This is a genomic window from Bacteroidota bacterium, from assembly GCA_016721765.1.
Taxonomy (GTDB): domain Bacteria; phylum Bacteroidota; class Bacteroidia; order UBA4408; family UBA4408; genus UBA4408.
In genome coordinates this window covers 511,874-527,785 of record JADKHO010000002.1, presented here as the reverse complement: position 1 = coordinate 527,785, position 15,912 = coordinate 511,874, and the positions used below count along the sequence as shown (strand labels likewise).

At 36.7% G+C, this 15,912-nt stretch carries 13 protein-coding genes and 2 pseudogenes; 6 read left to right on the top strand and 9 right to left on the bottom strand.

What is annotated here, in order from left to right:
- Window positions 1–143: 143 nt before the first annotated feature.
- From IPP32_10580 to dnaJ, 5 genes and pseudogenes are all read left to right on the top strand, one after another.
- Entirely contained in the window at window positions 144–800 is a 657-nt protein-coding gene (locus tag IPP32_10580; GenBank protein ID MBL0048526.1) for a DUF4290 domain-containing protein, read from the top strand.
- Between the two features lie 206 nt (window positions 801–1,006).
- A complete protein-coding gene (gene murA / locus IPP32_10575) occupies window positions 1,007–2,323 on the top strand; it encodes a UDP-N-acetylglucosamine 1-carboxyvinyltransferase (GenBank protein ID MBL0048525.1) in 1,317 nt (438 codons plus the stop codon).
- An 88-nt stretch (window positions 2,324–2,411) separates the two neighbouring features.
- Entirely contained in the window at window positions 2,412–2,954 is a 543-nt protein-coding gene (locus IPP32_10570) for a TlpA family protein disulfide reductase (protein ID MBL0048524.1), read from the top strand.
- 270 nt (window positions 2,955–3,224) lie between these two features.
- Window positions 3,225–3,788, top strand: coding sequence for a nucleotide exchange factor GrpE (locus IPP32_10565; GenBank protein MBL0048523.1), 564 nt, complete (start codon window positions 3,225–3,227; stop codon window positions 3,786–3,788).
- A 116-nt stretch (window positions 3,789–3,904) separates the two neighbouring features.
- A pseudogene (gene dnaJ, locus IPP32_10560) lies at window positions 3,905–5,049 on the top strand (molecular chaperone DnaJ).
- A 195-nt stretch (window positions 5,050–5,244) separates the two neighbouring features.
- Here the strand turns inward: dnaJ and IPP32_10555 are convergent.
- From IPP32_10555 to IPP32_10545, 3 genes and pseudogenes are all read right to left on the bottom strand, one after another.
- Window positions 5,245–6,048: a T9SS type A sorting domain-containing protein gene (locus IPP32_10555; GenBank protein ID MBL0048522.1), complete on the bottom strand. Its 804-nt coding sequence runs from the start codon at window positions 6,046–6,048 to the stop codon at window positions 5,245–5,247.
- Entirely contained in the window at window positions 6,045–6,641 is a 597-nt protein-coding gene (locus IPP32_10550) for a hypothetical protein (protein MBL0048521.1), read from the bottom strand. Before IPP32_10550 ends, IPP32_10555 begins: the two co-directional genes overlap by 4 nt.
- A gap of 443 nt (window positions 6,642–7,084) precedes the next feature.
- Window positions 7,085–8,067 (bottom strand): annotated as a pseudogene (locus IPP32_10545) (DUF1016 family protein).
- A 125-nt stretch (window positions 8,068–8,192) separates the two neighbouring features.
- Here IPP32_10545 and IPP32_10540 point away from each other — a divergent pair.
- On the top strand, window positions 8,193–8,552 hold the full coding sequence (locus tag IPP32_10540; protein MBL0048520.1) for a CoA-binding protein: 360 nt from the start codon (window positions 8,193–8,195) through the stop codon (window positions 8,550–8,552).
- 16 nt (window positions 8,553–8,568) lie between these two features.
- Here IPP32_10540 and IPP32_10535 read toward each other — a convergent pair whose 3' ends face one another.
- From IPP32_10535 to IPP32_10510, 6 genes are all read right to left on the bottom strand, one after another.
- On the bottom strand, window positions 8,569–10,053 hold the full coding sequence (locus IPP32_10535; protein MBL0048519.1) for a peptide MFS transporter: 1,485 nt from the start codon (window positions 10,051–10,053) through the stop codon (window positions 8,569–8,571).
- 441 nt (window positions 10,054–10,494) lie between these two features.
- The gene (locus IPP32_10530; GenBank protein ID MBL0048518.1) at window positions 10,495–10,887 is read right to left on the bottom strand and encodes a DUF1801 domain-containing protein; all 393 of its coding nucleotides are present in this window, start codon (window positions 10,885–10,887) and stop codon (window positions 10,495–10,497) included.
- Window positions 10,888–10,959: 72 nt separating this feature from the next.
- Window positions 10,960–11,679 (bottom strand): esterase, encoded by a 720-nt coding sequence (locus tag IPP32_10525; protein ID MBL0048517.1) that lies wholly within the window; start codon window positions 11,677–11,679, stop codon window positions 10,960–10,962.
- Window positions 11,679–12,563 carry a 4,5-DOPA dioxygenase extradiol gene (gene ygiD, locus IPP32_10520; GenBank protein ID MBL0048516.1) on the bottom strand — a complete coding sequence of 295 codons (885 nt, stop codon included), beginning with the start codon at window positions 12,561–12,563 and terminating at the stop codon, window positions 11,679–11,681. Before ygiD ends, IPP32_10525 begins: the two co-directional genes overlap by 1 nt.
- Window positions 12,564–12,725: 162 nt before the next feature.
- Complete coding sequence (locus tag IPP32_10515) at window positions 12,726–14,096, bottom strand: T9SS type A sorting domain-containing protein (protein ID MBL0048515.1); 1,371 nt, start codon at window positions 14,094–14,096, stop codon at window positions 12,726–12,728.
- Between the two features lie 414 nt (window positions 14,097–14,510).
- Window positions 14,511–15,872: a T9SS type A sorting domain-containing protein gene (locus IPP32_10510; GenBank protein ID MBL0048514.1), complete on the bottom strand. Its 1,362-nt coding sequence runs from the start codon at window positions 15,870–15,872 to the stop codon at window positions 14,511–14,513.
- Between the last annotated feature and the right edge of the window lie 40 nt (window positions 15,873–15,912).

Genomic DNA, 15,912 nt, shown 5'->3' with positions numbered 1-15,912 from the left:
AAATTAGACTTGCATTAGATTTACAGCGCAATAAATTTTTGAATCAAAAGAATTGTGTTACTTTTGAAGCAGCAATTCAGAAAATACCTGCACGAGTTGGGGCGGCATTAGCCGAATAGATTTAAAAATCAGAAAAATTTTAAATGGAATACAATACGGAATTACCGCACTTAGTTATTTCTGAGTACGGACGAAACATTCAAAAAATGGTGGATCATGCTCTAACGATTGCCGACAAGGAAGAACGCAACCGAGTAGCACGAGCCATAATTGATGTAATGGGCCAATTAAATCCACACTTGCGTGATGTAAATGATTTTAAGCACAAATTGTGGGATCACCTTTTTATTATTTCTAAATTTCAGTTGGATGTGGATTCACCTTATCCAAAACCTTCAAGAGAAACATTTGAGACCAAGCCCGAAATGCTGAGTTATCCGAGCAATCATATCCGCTACAAGCATTACGGCAAAAACCTCGAAAATATGATTGCCAAAGCGAAAGCTATGGAAGATGGCGACATGCGCAATGCTTTTGTGGAAGCCATCGCCAACCAAATGAAAAAATCTTACATGAACTGGAATAAAGATTCAGTAGGAGATGATGTCATATTGGAGCAACTTGGGCTTTTATCAAAAGGTGAATTACGCTTGCGCGAGAACGTACGTTTACAAGCAGGAGAGTACATTGCCGCTCGGCCTCAACCTACGCGAAACGACAACAATAAGAAGCGTAAATTCATGAATAACGGCAAACAAAAAAACCGTAACAACGGGGGTGGCGACAAAAAGAAATACTAATCTTTTGTTAACAGCCCTATCTTAAAAACTCTATTCTTTAACCATATTTCCAGTAAAGGAAAGCCCTACTTTTATTTCTGTTCAAATGCACTCAATCGCTTTGCATGATTATACTTTGCTAAGCTTAGCTGCTTGATGTGTGTGGCTGCATGTCTTGAACGTGTAACTAGAAATGGATAAAAATTAACCAATAACACAAAAAAAAAATGAGTGCATTCGAAATTATTGGCGGTCAAAAATTAAAGGGCGAGATTATTCCGCAAGGCGCAAAAAACGAAGCTTTACAAATTCTGTGTGCTGTGCTATTAACTCCCGAAAAGGTTACCATCAGCAACATTCCCGATATTGTGGATGTAAATAAATTGATTTCGCTTTTGGGAGAGTTGGGTGTGAAAGTGGAACGCTTGGGTCCTGAAAAATATTCGTTTCAAGCCGACAATGTGAACATCGATTATTTGAATTCGCCCGAATTTAAAAAGAAGGGTGGAGGCTTGCGTGGTTCCATTATGATTATTGGCCCATTGTTGTCGCGCTTTGGTAAAGGATATATTCCTAAACCGGGTGGCGATAAAATCGGACGACGAAGATTGGATACCCATTTTATTGGTTTTCAAAAATTGGGCGCTAAATTCGAATACGATTCCAATGAGAGTTTTTACAAAGTAGAAGCCTCTAATTTAAAAGGTTGTTACATGTTGCTGGATGAGGCTTCTGTAACCGGAACTGCCAATATTATAATGGCAGCCGTGATGGCAAAGGGCATAACCACCATATACAATGCAGCCTGCGAGCCTTACATTCAGCAATTGTGCAAAATGCTGAACCGTATGGGAGCAAAAATTACAGGTGTAGGTTCCAATTTGCTCACCATTGAAGGTGTGGAGTATTTGAAAGGAACGGAGCACACCATGCTTCCGGATATGATTGAAATTGGCAGTTTTATTGGCTTAGCGGCAATGACACAATCCGAAATTACCATTAAAAATGTTGCCTATAACGAATTGGGCGTGATTCCGGATACCTTTCGCAAACTGGGAATTCAATTGGAGTTGAGGGGCGATGATATTTATATTCCATCGCAAGAGCATTACGAAATTGATACCTTTATTGACGGTTCTATACTAACTATTGCCGATGCTATTTGGCCCGGTCTAACTCCGGATTTGTTGAGCATTGTGTTGGTTGTAGCTACACAGGCACGTGGTAGTATTTTAGTACATCAAAAAATGTTTGAGAGCCGTTTGTTTTTTGTAGATAAATTAATTGACATGGGGGCGCAAATTATTTTGTGCGATCCACACCGGGCTACAGTAATTGGTTTGGATAGAAAGTACAAATTAAGAGGCATCTCAATGGCTTCGCCTGATATTCGTGCAGGTGTATCCTTGCTAATTGCTGCCTTATCGGCCGAAGGAAAAAGCATTATTCACAACATTGAACAAATTGATAGAGGCTATCAGAATATTGATACACGATTAATTCAATTAGGAGCTAATATCAAGCGAATTAGCTTTGCAAAATAAGTATTTAACTAAAAATGGATTTTAAGGCCTAAAACTTTTTGTAACTTTGGCATTCTTATTCAAAAATTTAGCAACCCCATAAAAGAAAATGAAAAAGATAAACGCAGCAATTTTGATTCTGGCCATTGCTTTTGTAGGCTTTGGATTTATTACAAGTCACACAGGAAGTGCACCTGCAATTGGTTTAAATATTGGCAACAAGGCGCCTGAATTAAATTTTAAAAGTCCTGATGGAAAGTCTTATTCCTTAGCCAAGGTAAATAAGGGCAAAATTGTACTTATCGATTTTTGGGCATCCTGGTGTGGTCCCTGCCGCATGGAAAATCCTAATGTGGTGAAGACTTACAATACCTATAAGAATTCGAAATTTAAAAATGGAAAGGGTTTTACCGTGTATAGTGTATCTTTAGATAAATCAAAAGAGCCTTGGGTAGCGGCTATCGCAAAAGATAAATTAGCTTGGGAATACCATGTGAGCGATTTGGGTTTTTGGCAATCGGAAGCTGCACGCTTGTATAGTGTAAATTCGATTCCTACTAATTTTTTACTTGACGGAGACGGTGTAATTGTTGCAAAAGCATTGCGTGGAGCTGCCTTAGATGATGAACTTAAAAAACTTTTGAAAGAGTAATAAACTCAAAATAGAATGATTAAATGCCTCGTTAAAAGCGGGGCATTTTTATTTTGGAGTACTTGCTTCAAGCTATTATTTACTGCTGAGGCAACCGATAAAAAATCCATTGGATAAATCGATGCAATTTTTACCAATTATTTAATTCCGTAAAAGTGCGAGAATAGTATCTTTGCACTCCTCAAAAAAATGCCATTTTGACGCTAGTATTAGAATGGTTGGATTTTTGAAAAGCAGGCAATGAAAAATAAATTTAAAAAACTGTTTAAAATGGATAGCGAAACGCAAGAAAACGTGGCCGAGAATATTGAAAATAAATCCGAATCAACTGAAAATTCCGAAAAAGAGTCAGCTCATGAAGAGCAATTGCCGGCATCAGCAGCCAGCGAAGAAGAGGTATTATCAGAAAAATTGACTGAAGCAAATGATAAATTTTTGCGCTTATACAGCGAATTTGATAATTTTCGTAAGCGCACCGCCCGTGAAAAAATTGAATTGAGTAAAACTGCAGGAGAAGATATTTTTAAAACCATATTGCCTGTTTTGGATGATTTTGAAAGAGGAATTAAAGCAGCCGAGGAGGCAAGTGATGTAGCAGCTGTGAAGGAAGGTATGAACCTGATATTTCAAAAATTTAAAAATTCATTGCAACAAAAAGGACTTGCTGAAATGGAGAGTAAAGGCTTGGCTTTTGATGCTGATTTGCATGAAGCCATCACCAATATTCCTGCTCCCGACGATTCTATGAAAGGTAAAGTAGTTGATGAGTTAGAGAAGGGTTACACGCTGAATGGCAAGGTGATACGATTTGCAAAAGTTGTAGTGGGAGCTTAAATCTAAGCTTTATAACAAAAAAAATAAATAGGCTTTAGTACATTAATTTTTCCGTTTTAACGGGATGTTGAATTTTAAGCTGCTGTGGCAGAAAGTATGATTTACGATTTTTAAATATGGCGAAAAGAGATTATTACGAAGTATTGGGTGTTGCAAAAGGTGCTGATGAGCAGGAGATAAAAAAGTCTTATCGCAAGATGGCGATGAAATACCATCCCGATAAAAATCCGGGCGATAAGGCAGCGGAAGAAAAATTTAAGGAGGCGGCTGAAGCGTATGATGTATTAAGCAATGCTGACAAAAAGAGTAGATATGACCAATTTGGTCATGCCGGAATGGGTGGAGCCGCAGGTGGTGGATATGGTGGTGGCGGATTTGGCGGCATGAACATGGAAGATATTTTCAGCAATTTTGGGGATATTTTTGGCGGTGGATTTGGCGGCGGTTCTCGTGGGGGTGGGCGTAGAGTGAATAGAGGCAGCAACCTTCGCATAAAAGTGAAGCTAAACTTGGAAGACATTGCCCATGGAGTAGAGAAAAAAATTAAGGTAAATAAATTTGTTTCCTGCAACAATTGCAAAGGCACCGGAGCTCAAAACGGCTCTGCTTTTCATACCTGCAGCACCTGTCGTGGAAGCGGACAAACTACCCGAGTAATGAATACCATTTTAGGGCAAATGCAAACCAGCAGCACTTGTCCGGCTTGTGGAGGAGAAGGCCAAATTATTAGCGATAAATGCAAAACTTGTTTTGGAGATGGGATTGTGAAAGCGGAAGATGCGATTTCTATTAAAATTCCTGCAGGGGTGGCTGACGGCATGCAATTAAGTGTGAGTGGGAGAGGAATGCCGCTGCAAGAGGTGGGGTACCGGGCGATTTGTTGGTTGTGATAGAAGAAGAAGAACATCCACAGCTAAAACGCGAAGGCAATAATTTACATTTCGAACAATACATTAGTTTTTCGGATGCTGCATTGGGCACAACGGTTGAGGTGCCTACCATTGATGGTAAGGCTAAAATTAAAATAGATCCGGGCACACACGCTAATAAAATTTTACGCTTGCGCGGAAAAGGTTTGCCGGAACTAAACAGCTATGAAAAAGGTGATTTACTTGTAAATGTAAACGTTTGGACGCCTCAACACCTGAGCAAAGAAGAGCGCAAAATTATGGAGCAGTTAAGTGCTTCCGAAAATTTTAAGCCCAAACCTTCCAATAAAGACAAAAGCTTTTTTGAGCGTATGAAGGAGTATTTTAATTGATTTAAGTTGGATTAGGTAAGAGTAAGTTTGAATATCAGATTGGTGTTTAATCTTCCATACTGAGTAATGCTTTATCAATTAAAAACCGCAGGAAGCAACGCTTAGCAGGTGCTGCATGATACAAAAAATAGTTTTGCTTTCATGATGTTGGATTGTGGGCAACGAAGTTGTCCTATTGTTTTAATATGTTTATATTTAGTTAAGAATTAATTTTCCTGACGCTATTTTATTACAATTCATAGTTATTTTAAAAAAGTAAATACCTCTTGCTAAATCATATAAGTCAATTGTAAAATCTGAAGAATTAATTGTGCTTACGGATCTTACAATTTGACTTGATGAATTGATAATGGATACAGAATACATTCCTTGAGAAATTGGCAGTTTATCTAAATGAAAATGAACTGATTCTTTTGAAGGGTTGGGAAAGAATTCAATTGAAATAGGAGTTGATATCTCATCTATTCCAATCTGTCCTAATTTGACTGACTTAGACAGACAACCTTCGCGACCAAAAATATTTTGAGTGCCACAAGCCAAAATATTTCCTATTTTATCCGAAAGCAAATCATAAAAGGTCGAAAAGGGCGATACAAACGAACTGTAATCAACTGAAGTATCATTGAAAAAATTTGTCCTTTTGGGATAAAGACTATCTGAATTAAGAGAGGCATTGATTATAGTGACAATTGAGCTGTCAGTATCAAGTTCACCTGCTTTAGGAGTATACCAGAGGTTAACTATATTTCCATTTAAGTCAAATTCTGTTATCTTACAGTAATAGTGAGTGCCTGATTTCATTAATGAACTTGCTAAGATTGAATTTTGAGCTGTTCTTCTAAAAGACCCACTAGAATAAGTATCGGTTGTATCATAATAGTTATAAAGCCCTGTGAAGCGGCCTAAAGAATCATATTTCACTATTGTCAAGCAGCCATAGCCAGAGGTAAGCGAATCGGTATTTCCTCCGGTAATGTATTGGTTAGAAATCTTTATCAACTGACTCGGATAAAAATAGAGAGGATAAGCAAATGTTGGCCCGAGTTCACACCAAATGGTGTCACCGTTATTATCAATTTTAGGAGTAGGCTTTTGTCAAATGCTTTGCCTGATATTACAAAAGAAGAATCATCCTCAAGATAAACATCTATAAATCTGTCATAGTTAGAAAAATCGTATTCCCTTTTCCAAATAAGAGTTCCACTACTATCTATTTTCGCAACCAATCCGTCATAATTACCAATTGTGCTATCTGTTCTAATGCTTCCAATTGCGATAAAACCATGATCATAAGTCTCTCTAATTTTCAATATACCGTTATCCAAATAACCCGATGAATTACCATTAAATTCATTATTCTCATACCTCCATATTTCATTGCCTATGCTATCTGCTTTAATTGTCATAAAATTGCATCCATGAAAAACACAATCAACCCCACTTATGATATAACCTCCATCATGCACAGTGTCCACAGAGAGAAAGCTAAGGTCATTATTTCCGTTGTAGGTTTTCAAAAAACTACTCTGCTGTGCAATTGAGTAACTTGTTAGAGAAATACTAAAACACATCATCAAAAGAATTTTCGTCATAGTATTAACTTTTCTCATAATACAAATAAAGACACTGAATCCAGGTAAACTTGTTGTCAAAAAATATTACCGTTTTAATCATATTTTATAGTTTTTATAGGATAATAGTCTCCAACCCCCATCAAAATCAGTACTTCCAAGTATAATAATATTTCCAGACCTATCCTTATCGATTAATTTTCCAATACTATTTGATTGCTTGTCGGACCAATTAATAAAAGGTGATTATTGTGCTAATGAAGCACAAGAATAAAATAAGGAAATAATGAATGTGAATTTGTAAATCAAATTAAGTATCATGGTTCAATTAAGGAGTCTTATATTGGCAAATGAAGCGTTCGACCTGATTTGGATTAAATTTAATAAAAATCCATTCATATGAATCCTTATCGAATATATATATGCAAAAGTCAATAAGATAAATCTTGTTAAGAATTGTGGATTTATTTCTTGTCTTTTTCTTTGTCAAATAACTCGTGTAGTTTTTGTTGTAAAAATTTCTTGTCTGGTAATTGAGTTTTATATTCCGCAACCATTGTAGGAGAGAGGCTTCTGCTTAAAGCATATTCAACAACTTCGCTGTCCTTATCCTTACACAACAAAACTCCAATACTTGGGTTTTCGTTTGGCTTCTTTGTATCACGGTCTAAGGCCTCTAAGTAAAAGTTTAGTTGTCCTAAATGCTCTGGCTTAAACTTGTCTGCTTTGAGTTCAAATGCAACTAAACATTGTAGCCCGCGATGGTAAAAGAGCAGGTCAATATAAAAATCGTTGTTACCGACCAGCAATTTGAATTCTTCTCCAATAAACAAGAAATCTTTTCCAAGTTCAAGTATAAAGTTCTTCATTTGGCCTATAAGTCCACGTTGTAACTCGTTTTCACTATGTAGTTCTTGTAAGTTCAAAAATTCAAATACATAACTGTCTTTAAATGTGTTTGTTAGTTTATTGTCACTTTCTCTCAACCCTGTTGAGAGTTTGGAATTTCCTATCATTGTCCGTTCGAAAAGGCTTGCAGAAATCTGTCGGTCAAGTTCCCGAAAACTATAATTTTCCTGTTTAGCAAGTTTTAAGTAGAACTCTCTTTCTTCAGCCATCTTACATCTTGAAAATATCGCCAAATTATGTGACCAGCTAATTTCTCTCAAAAGTGTTGAGAGTTTTGGAAAATCTTTGTAGGTTTCGAAAACTGTTTCATACGCCATATATTTTTGTCGGAGAAACCTTTAATTTCGGGTTCATTTTTCTGTATGTATTTGGCCAATTCGGAAACAACTGAATCTCCCCATTCCGATTGGTCGATTTTATTTTTGATATATTTCCCAATGTTCCAATAGAGGTTAATTAAGTCAGCGTTTATGGCTCTTATCGCATTAGTGCGAGATTGCTTAATAAGAAGAATTATGTCCGTAAACCGTTTATCCATGTTACTTTTTATTTGCAACAAATTTATGTTTTTAAGATGTAGTTTGTCAGTTGAGACATAAGTTATTTTGAGCAAGTATTAATTTAATTCCCGTAACTTTATACGATCAATCTTTTAAAGGCAAAATGAAAAAAACACTTGTTTTAGGTGCTTCTACAAATCGGGAACGCTATTCTTTTTTAGCTGCCAATAAATTGGTGTCGCATGGCCATGAAATTGAGTTGTTGGGTAAAAAGAAAGAGGAGCTGCTGGGTAAAACAATCGAAACAAGTCCGCAAGAAATAAAAGATATTGATACGGTAACGCTTTATTTAAATCCCAAGAATCAAGAAGCCTATTTCGATTATATATTGGGTTTAAAGCCCAAACGAATCATCTTTAATCCGGGAACGGAGAATCCTGAACTTGAAAAATTAGCCGAAAGCAAAGGCATTGAAACAATTGAGGCCTGCACATTGGTAATGCTTTCAACTGGTCAATATTAAAAATAAACAGCTCGTGTTATTTTACCTCCTGCATTAATTTTTTCACCAAAGGCGAAATTACAATCATCACAATGCCTGCAACTAATGCATAAATCGCCAGTTGCTTGTAACCGTCTGTATAGGCAATGAGTTTTTCGGTGCTGGTGGCATTTTCTTTTACTACACTCATTCCTGCACCTAAAATACCGGCCACATATTGTCCGTAAGCGCTAGCTAAAAACCACATGCCCATCATTACCCCCTGCAAAGGTTTGGGCGAAAGCTTGGTCATTATGGATAAGCCGATGGGTGAAAGACACAACTCACCGAAAGTGATAACAAAATATGCAAGTGTGAATACATCCAAAGAAGTTATTCCTTGCTCATTTGCAAAGAAACGGGTGGCATAAAAAACATAGAAAGCGAGTGCTAAAAATAAAAAACCAAATCCAAATTTCACTACCGTATTGGGTTCGCTGTTGCGCTTGCTCATCCATACCCAAAGCAAACCAAGAATTGGAGCAAAAATGATTACGAATAAGGAATTGGCGGCATTGTTTACTCCATTCGGATCGAGTTTAATTCCCAACACCGTATCGTTTAAATTGCCGGCAGCAAACAAGCTCAGTGAGCCGCCGCTTTGTTCAAAAAAGGCCCAAAACAAAATCGAGAAAATAATGAATACAAGTGCTGCCAAAAGTTTTTTACGTTCGGCCTGCGAAAATTTTGACATTTCGTAAAAAATATAAATGAGTGTGCAAGGTCCGATGGTGTACATAAAATAATCGGTGTATTCGGTCTTGGCTACCATTTTCATAATGATGGGAATGATAAGCAGCGAGCCAATGTAAGTGGCATACTCATACCATTTTTTTGTCTTCCCGTTTGCATCTGCCTGTAAAGGAGATAAACCAATAGGACCTAAACTGCGTTGGGTAAAAACAAAGGTGAGCAAACTGATGGTCATAACAATTGCAGCCAAACCAAAAGCTAAATTCCAAGAGTAGTTTTTTGCGATGGTGATGCAGGCATATCCGCCTAAGAGCGCGCCCACATTTATGCCGGCATAAAAAAGCGAAAAGCCCGCATCTCTGCGACTGTCGTTTGTTTTGTAAAGCGAACCTACCATGGTGGAAATATTGGGTTTAAAAAAACCGGTACCGATAATGGAGAAACTAATTCCTAAAAAGAAGAACTCGTGCGGATTAAAGGCCAGTATACAGCTTCCTACAATCATTAAAATTCCTCCCCAGAAAAGTGATTTGCGAAAGCCTAAAATCTTATCGGCAAACAAACCACCAATAAAAGTAAAGGCATAAACGAAAGCTTGTGTGGCGCCATATTGCAAATTAGCCACATCGTCTTTCATCATCAATTGGGTAACCATAAAAACGGTGAGCATGCCGCGCATCCCGTAAAAGCAAAAGCGTTCCCACATTTCACTAAAAAACAAATACCAAAGTTGTTTGGGATATTTACCGCTAAAGGTTTGGATAGCTTCTAGGCTTTGAGTTTCCTGCATGTTTAAAATAATTTAGGTAAGCGAATATATTTCTTTTTTAGGAATAGCGTTTAACTAAATTGCGATTGTAGTGGAAATTGCGGATACATAAGAGTGAAAATTATGTAAGCAATTAACGAAATTGTATAATGTTTTTGGGTAAAAGGCAAGCTAGTTTTGTGTATTAGCTTTTTTCATAATAATTTGTTTAGGGGAAATCATTACAGCGGAAAATTCCAACGAAATAAACCCTCACTACTTGAATTCACGATGTAGATATCGTAATTTTAATAAGGAAAACAAATCCCCCAGCTCACATTACCGTTTGGTGATGTGAGCTTTTTTATTCTTTATTATAAGCGTAAATCAGCACAGAAACAGGAATGTAAATTTGCATTCCGAAACAGGAAAGTGCTTTTAGTCTTTATTAAATCTTAAACACTTTAAACGAATTGCATTTAATCAAATACCTTTTTGAATAATTTCTTTCAAAACAGTTAAATCCACTTCTTCCAGTTTAGTGAGGTACAAACAACCTTTACCGGTTTTGTGTTTGCCTAATTTTTTTAAAAGTGCTTGTTGCTTATCTACTGCTCCGCTGATATACAATGCAAAATTTTGTTTGCGTGGTGAGAAACCCATGATGAACCAATCGAGTTCACGTCCATTTTCATATTTTATGCGTTTATCACCAAAGCCAATGATGGCCGGGCCCCACATTTTAGCCTTGGCTTTGGTAGCTTTTTCCATGAGTGCTACTAATGAAAAAGCGTCCTTTTGTTTAGTCGATTCCTCAATTTTAAGCAAGAAATCGTTTACACTGCTTTCCGTTTTTTTTGTTTTTAATTCAGCCATTATTCAGTAGAATTTTAAATGAATGATTGAGTTGATAGCTTTTTGAATTGCCTTTGAGTTGTCATTGACTTACTAATTTTGCTTTAACCAGGCAATTAAATCAGCAAGCATTTGGGCGGATATAGTATGCCTTTCGGGATATTCCTTATAGCTTGGATGTATGCCTAATTCAGTTAGATATTTCATTGCACTTCTGGCATAAGCAATATTCAAAGTAGGGTCTTCAGTGCCGTGAGAAATAAAAATTTTTAAGGATTTTAATTTTTCTTTTGTCGCGATTTGGGGTTTTATTTCATCGAGTATTCTGCCACTCATTAAAGCAATGGCATGAATACGCTCGGGATGAGTGAGCCCTAAGCTATAGGACATGATCGCACCTTGACTAAATCCGCAGAGGTAAATTTTTTGGGAATCGAATTTTAATTTGAGTTTTAATTCATCTAAAAATTTTAACAAAAGCGTTCTGCTTTTCATTTCCTGTTCCACATTAATTGTAGGCGTTCCACCATTAAACTCCATTTGATACCATGCGTAACTTCCTTGTCCCAAGGTGTAAGGTGCGCGTACAGAAACAATCAGAAAATTATCGGGCAATTTATCTGCAAAGGAAAATAAATCCGCTTCATTGCTACCAATACCATGTAGTAAAATTAAGAGGGGTGGATTTTCAGTTTTGACTTTCGGTGCCCGCTCTAAATAAAATAAATTGGTGGCAGCCGATTCTTGTGCCGAAAGTGTTAAGCTCATGAAGCACAAAATTAAAAATGAAATTACGAATTTTTGAAAGGTCATTAGGCTATTTTTACAGATGTCATAGTGAGTGAGCCGGCAATGGCTTTATCGTTGAATAATGAAATTTCATCCTTCTCATCCTTTAATGCCAAGGTGTACAGCAAAGGGAGATAATGTTCAGGAGTAGGGATTGACAAATCAAAAGACCTGCCTTGATTTCGGAAATTGATAAGTGATTTGTGATCGCTGCTGAGAATAAATTTTTTCATTTTATCGCTTGCTTCAAGCGCCCAATCATAGCCATAAGCATCGGTATTTAATTTATCCCAGGCTACCATGCCGAGGTTGTGCACCATGTTACCACTTCCAATAATTAACACACCTTTTTTGCGTAAAGCAGAAAGCTCTTTCGCTAAATCGTAGTGGTATTGCGGTGTTTGATTATAATCAAGGCTTAATTGAATAACCGGAATATCCGCATTGGGATATAAATGCGTGATTACACTCCAAGCGCCATGGTCTAATCCCCATTTTTCGTCCAATCCGATTTCTGTTTTTTTCACCAGTGCTTTTGTTTCGGCGGCGAGTTGTGGACTGCCGGGAGCAGGATATTGCACATCGAATAAAGCTTTGGGAAAGCCGCCAAAATCATGAATGGTAGGAGGGTTTTTCATGGCGGTAACAAAGGTTCCTTTGGTTTCCCAATGTGCCGATACACATAAAATGGCATTGGGTTTTGGAATTGATTTGCCGACGTTTCTGAAGCCGGCAACAAATTCATTTTCTTCAATAGCGTTCATTGGACTTCCATGTCCAAGAAACAACACCGGCATTTTATCGGTATTACTTAAAGGTGCAGCGATTTTTTCTAAATTAGTTAGTTTCATTGCATTTGATAAAATGGGCAGTGCTGTAAGTGAAAGTAGAAATTGCTTTCGGTTCATGTTAAATTTTACGGAATGGGATTTCAAAAATTATCGTGCTTATGTATAAGCCAATTATTGGAATAAGCGAAGGTAAACTTTTCAAGCTTGTAACTAAAGCACTTTAATCACAAGGATAAAATTAGTTCATTTTAAAATAATAAAACAAGAAATGGGAAATGACTAATGCATAACAACTAACTTTTGCATTAAAACGGTATCCTTAAGGAATAATTTTAAAAAGTAAATGCCGCTTGGTAAATGTGCTGTACTTATAGTAATTTGGGTTTGATTTTGTTCGTTGCTTTTTAAGTAAATGTTTTGTTCGGATCCTTTATAATCAATTATTTTCAGGTACTTTATTGGGTTTTCGTCAGCAGAAATAAGGATTGAACTGTTAGCCGGATTAGGATATATTTTTAAGGATGTTTTACGAACTTCGGTTGAATGCAAAATGTTTCCCATGCAATCTGTTTTAATAAGTAAAATATCGTTGTCGCCTGTGTTGCTATTTTTTGAAAAGCCGGTAATTAAATAATTATTGCTTTTTGTTTTAATCATACTTCTGCTTTCAGTGTCGGAAGTGAAATTAAAAAATTTAGAAGAAATGGAATCACCTAAAGAATTTATAAACACCATATAAACATCGCTCACTAAGTTTTCCGGATAAGCCTGATCATGGCCACACATAATAAAACCTGAATCACAATTTTGTGCAAATAGATTGGCTGTGCTATTATTTAAGAATCCAAAGCCATTATTCCAAATTGTATTGCCGGCAGTATCCATTTTTAGCAATAAATTTCGCCCTGGTGAAACCTCAGATCCGTGCATTACTATATTCTTATCATTTGATAAAACAGCTATTCCACCCTCGGCCACAAAGGGTTTATATTTATACCAAAGCTGTTGAGAAGTTGTAGTATTCATTTTAAACACACCTAAATGAGGCGGTCCATTTTGAATTTGGGAAAAGGGGACTATAAAATTACCGTCTTCCAACATTGTTATATAATAAACACGACCAAAAGCTGCAGGGCTACTATAAAAGTTAATTAAATTTCCGCTGTCAGTATATTCGCATAAATAGCCATAACAACAATTAATTAAAGAATTAGCCGGATTGTTTCCTGTTATCCATAAGTGATGATTGGTAGTTTCTACAACTTTGGAAGAATAGGAGTTATTTAAAAAGGTCTCATTTTTTAACCATACTATATTTCCGTTTTTATCTGATTTTAGAAGAAAACATTTGTAGTTTTTTCGTCCAAGAATAAGGTAGGCGCTGTCATAAGTTTGAATGATATCATACACCTCCACTGAATCAATTGAAAATGTTTTTAATAACAGTTGGGTTCCACTACTATCGGTTTTGAGCAATAGCAAAGTATCATTTCGTTTTCCGGCTATCACATAATTTCCGTCAAAATCTTCTATTATTTTTGAACCAACTTCATTTTGAAAGTTACCATATGTTTTAACATATGTAACATTTTGAGCAGGGCAAATTGATATTATTAGAAAAGAAAGGCTACTTAATAGAAAACGAATCATGCACTAAAATTAAAAAAAATTGGCAGTGTATCGTTGCCAATTTAAAGCAATTTTTACTAATTAGTTAGTTTCATTGCATTTGATAAAATTGGCAGTGCTGTGAGTGAAAGAAGAAATTGCTTTAGGTTCATGATAAATGAGCTTAATAAAACGTGCGCTTGTTGATTAAATTTAAAGCATCATTCCTAAATCCATCTTAGCAAGATTACACATTAATTTTTGCTTCGATTAGTTTGTCGAAAACCGGAAGGGTGCTTTTTAAATTCTGTTGAAAATAAATTGCTTCAATAAAATTGCGTTTTACCTAGCTACTAGATTAATGCAATTTTCTTTTGGAGAACCGAGGAATTAAAAGGGAAATTAAATTTCTGATAAGGCACCATTCTCATAAAGCACCTTATCAGAAAATTGAAATTAATGCACAATAATTTTTTTGACTACAACCGCTTGAGCCGCGTTAGTAATCTGAAGAAAATATACGCCAGACTTTAATTCTTCCTTTTCAAGAACTAGATTAGCACTGCTACTTTCTATTACTTTCATCACCTCACCCAGTAGATTCAATACTTTTACTTCGTGCCATTCTGGTTTCGTAAATTGAATGTTAGTAGCTGCTTGAAATGGGTTAGGATAAATTGAAACCTTTTCTTCGGTAGTAATATTTTTAACATTTAAGGTGAGAGGTGTGGCTAATCTATAAATGAATGAACTAAAATTGCTGGTATCCAGTCCGTAACCTATGATGTAATTTCCGTTGGAAGATAGTCCGGTAGCTGCATTCACCCAATTTGGTGCAATATTCAAACCGAGCGTGCTACTGATGTACACGTTTAAATCTTGCAAGCCGCTAGCTGCTGTCCAAATAAAAGGGATTTGCGGATCTCCAAAAAACATTCCATCAAACCAACCTACCACTAAACTTCCATCATCGTTTATTCCGGACACATATCCTGTTGACCCATTTGGGAGGGTACCTAAATTAATAACACCTGTTGCTTGGCTCCACATCCAGGGTTGACCACCGTTGGCATAATCGCCATATCCGCCAATCCAGTTTCCATCAGCCGAAACCACGCTGCATTCGCCTAACTGATTAAATTCATCCATGTTGCTTAGGCTGGTATCAATTAATAAGTATTCATTTTGATAATATCCGCCTAATGGATTTTTTCGCCATACGGCTGATTTCCAAGGTCCATTATAGTCCTGCCAACCCACAATTACACTGCCATCAAAACTAGCTGCATTTGCGCGCGTGCTTCTTTTAATGCTATCGTGAAGGCTACCTAAATCAATAAATCCTTCTGTTTGATCCCAAGCTGCAGCATGCGCGTATGCTGCACCACCGGCTGTATCTGCCCAAGTTAATCCAACAACCGTATTCCCATTGCCTGAAATTCCAAAGCCACCGCTCACCGTGCTATCCACCGTAAATCCTAGACTTCCAATGGGAGTCCATTGATTTGAAGCGACGTTGTAACGCGACATTTCTGCCCCTTTTATGCCATAACTTGTTCCGGAAATAAATGCGCCGCTATCTGAAAAATGTGCTTGACTCCCAATTCCCATACCGGGAGCTAAACCGTTTATTGAAACAACAGTATTACTATCGGGATTCCATATCTTATAAGGTCCTGCTTGCGCGTCGTATCCAACAACCAAACCGCTGTTAGCAATACCGGTAGGCTGGAATTGAGCCGAGTAAGAAATAAATTGAGCAAAGCTAAAGAGAGGTAAAAGCAAAGCAAGGCAAAGTAAGGGTAGTAATTTTTTCATTGTATTTTTTTGGATTTAAATTTTTGCAAAAATACAAATT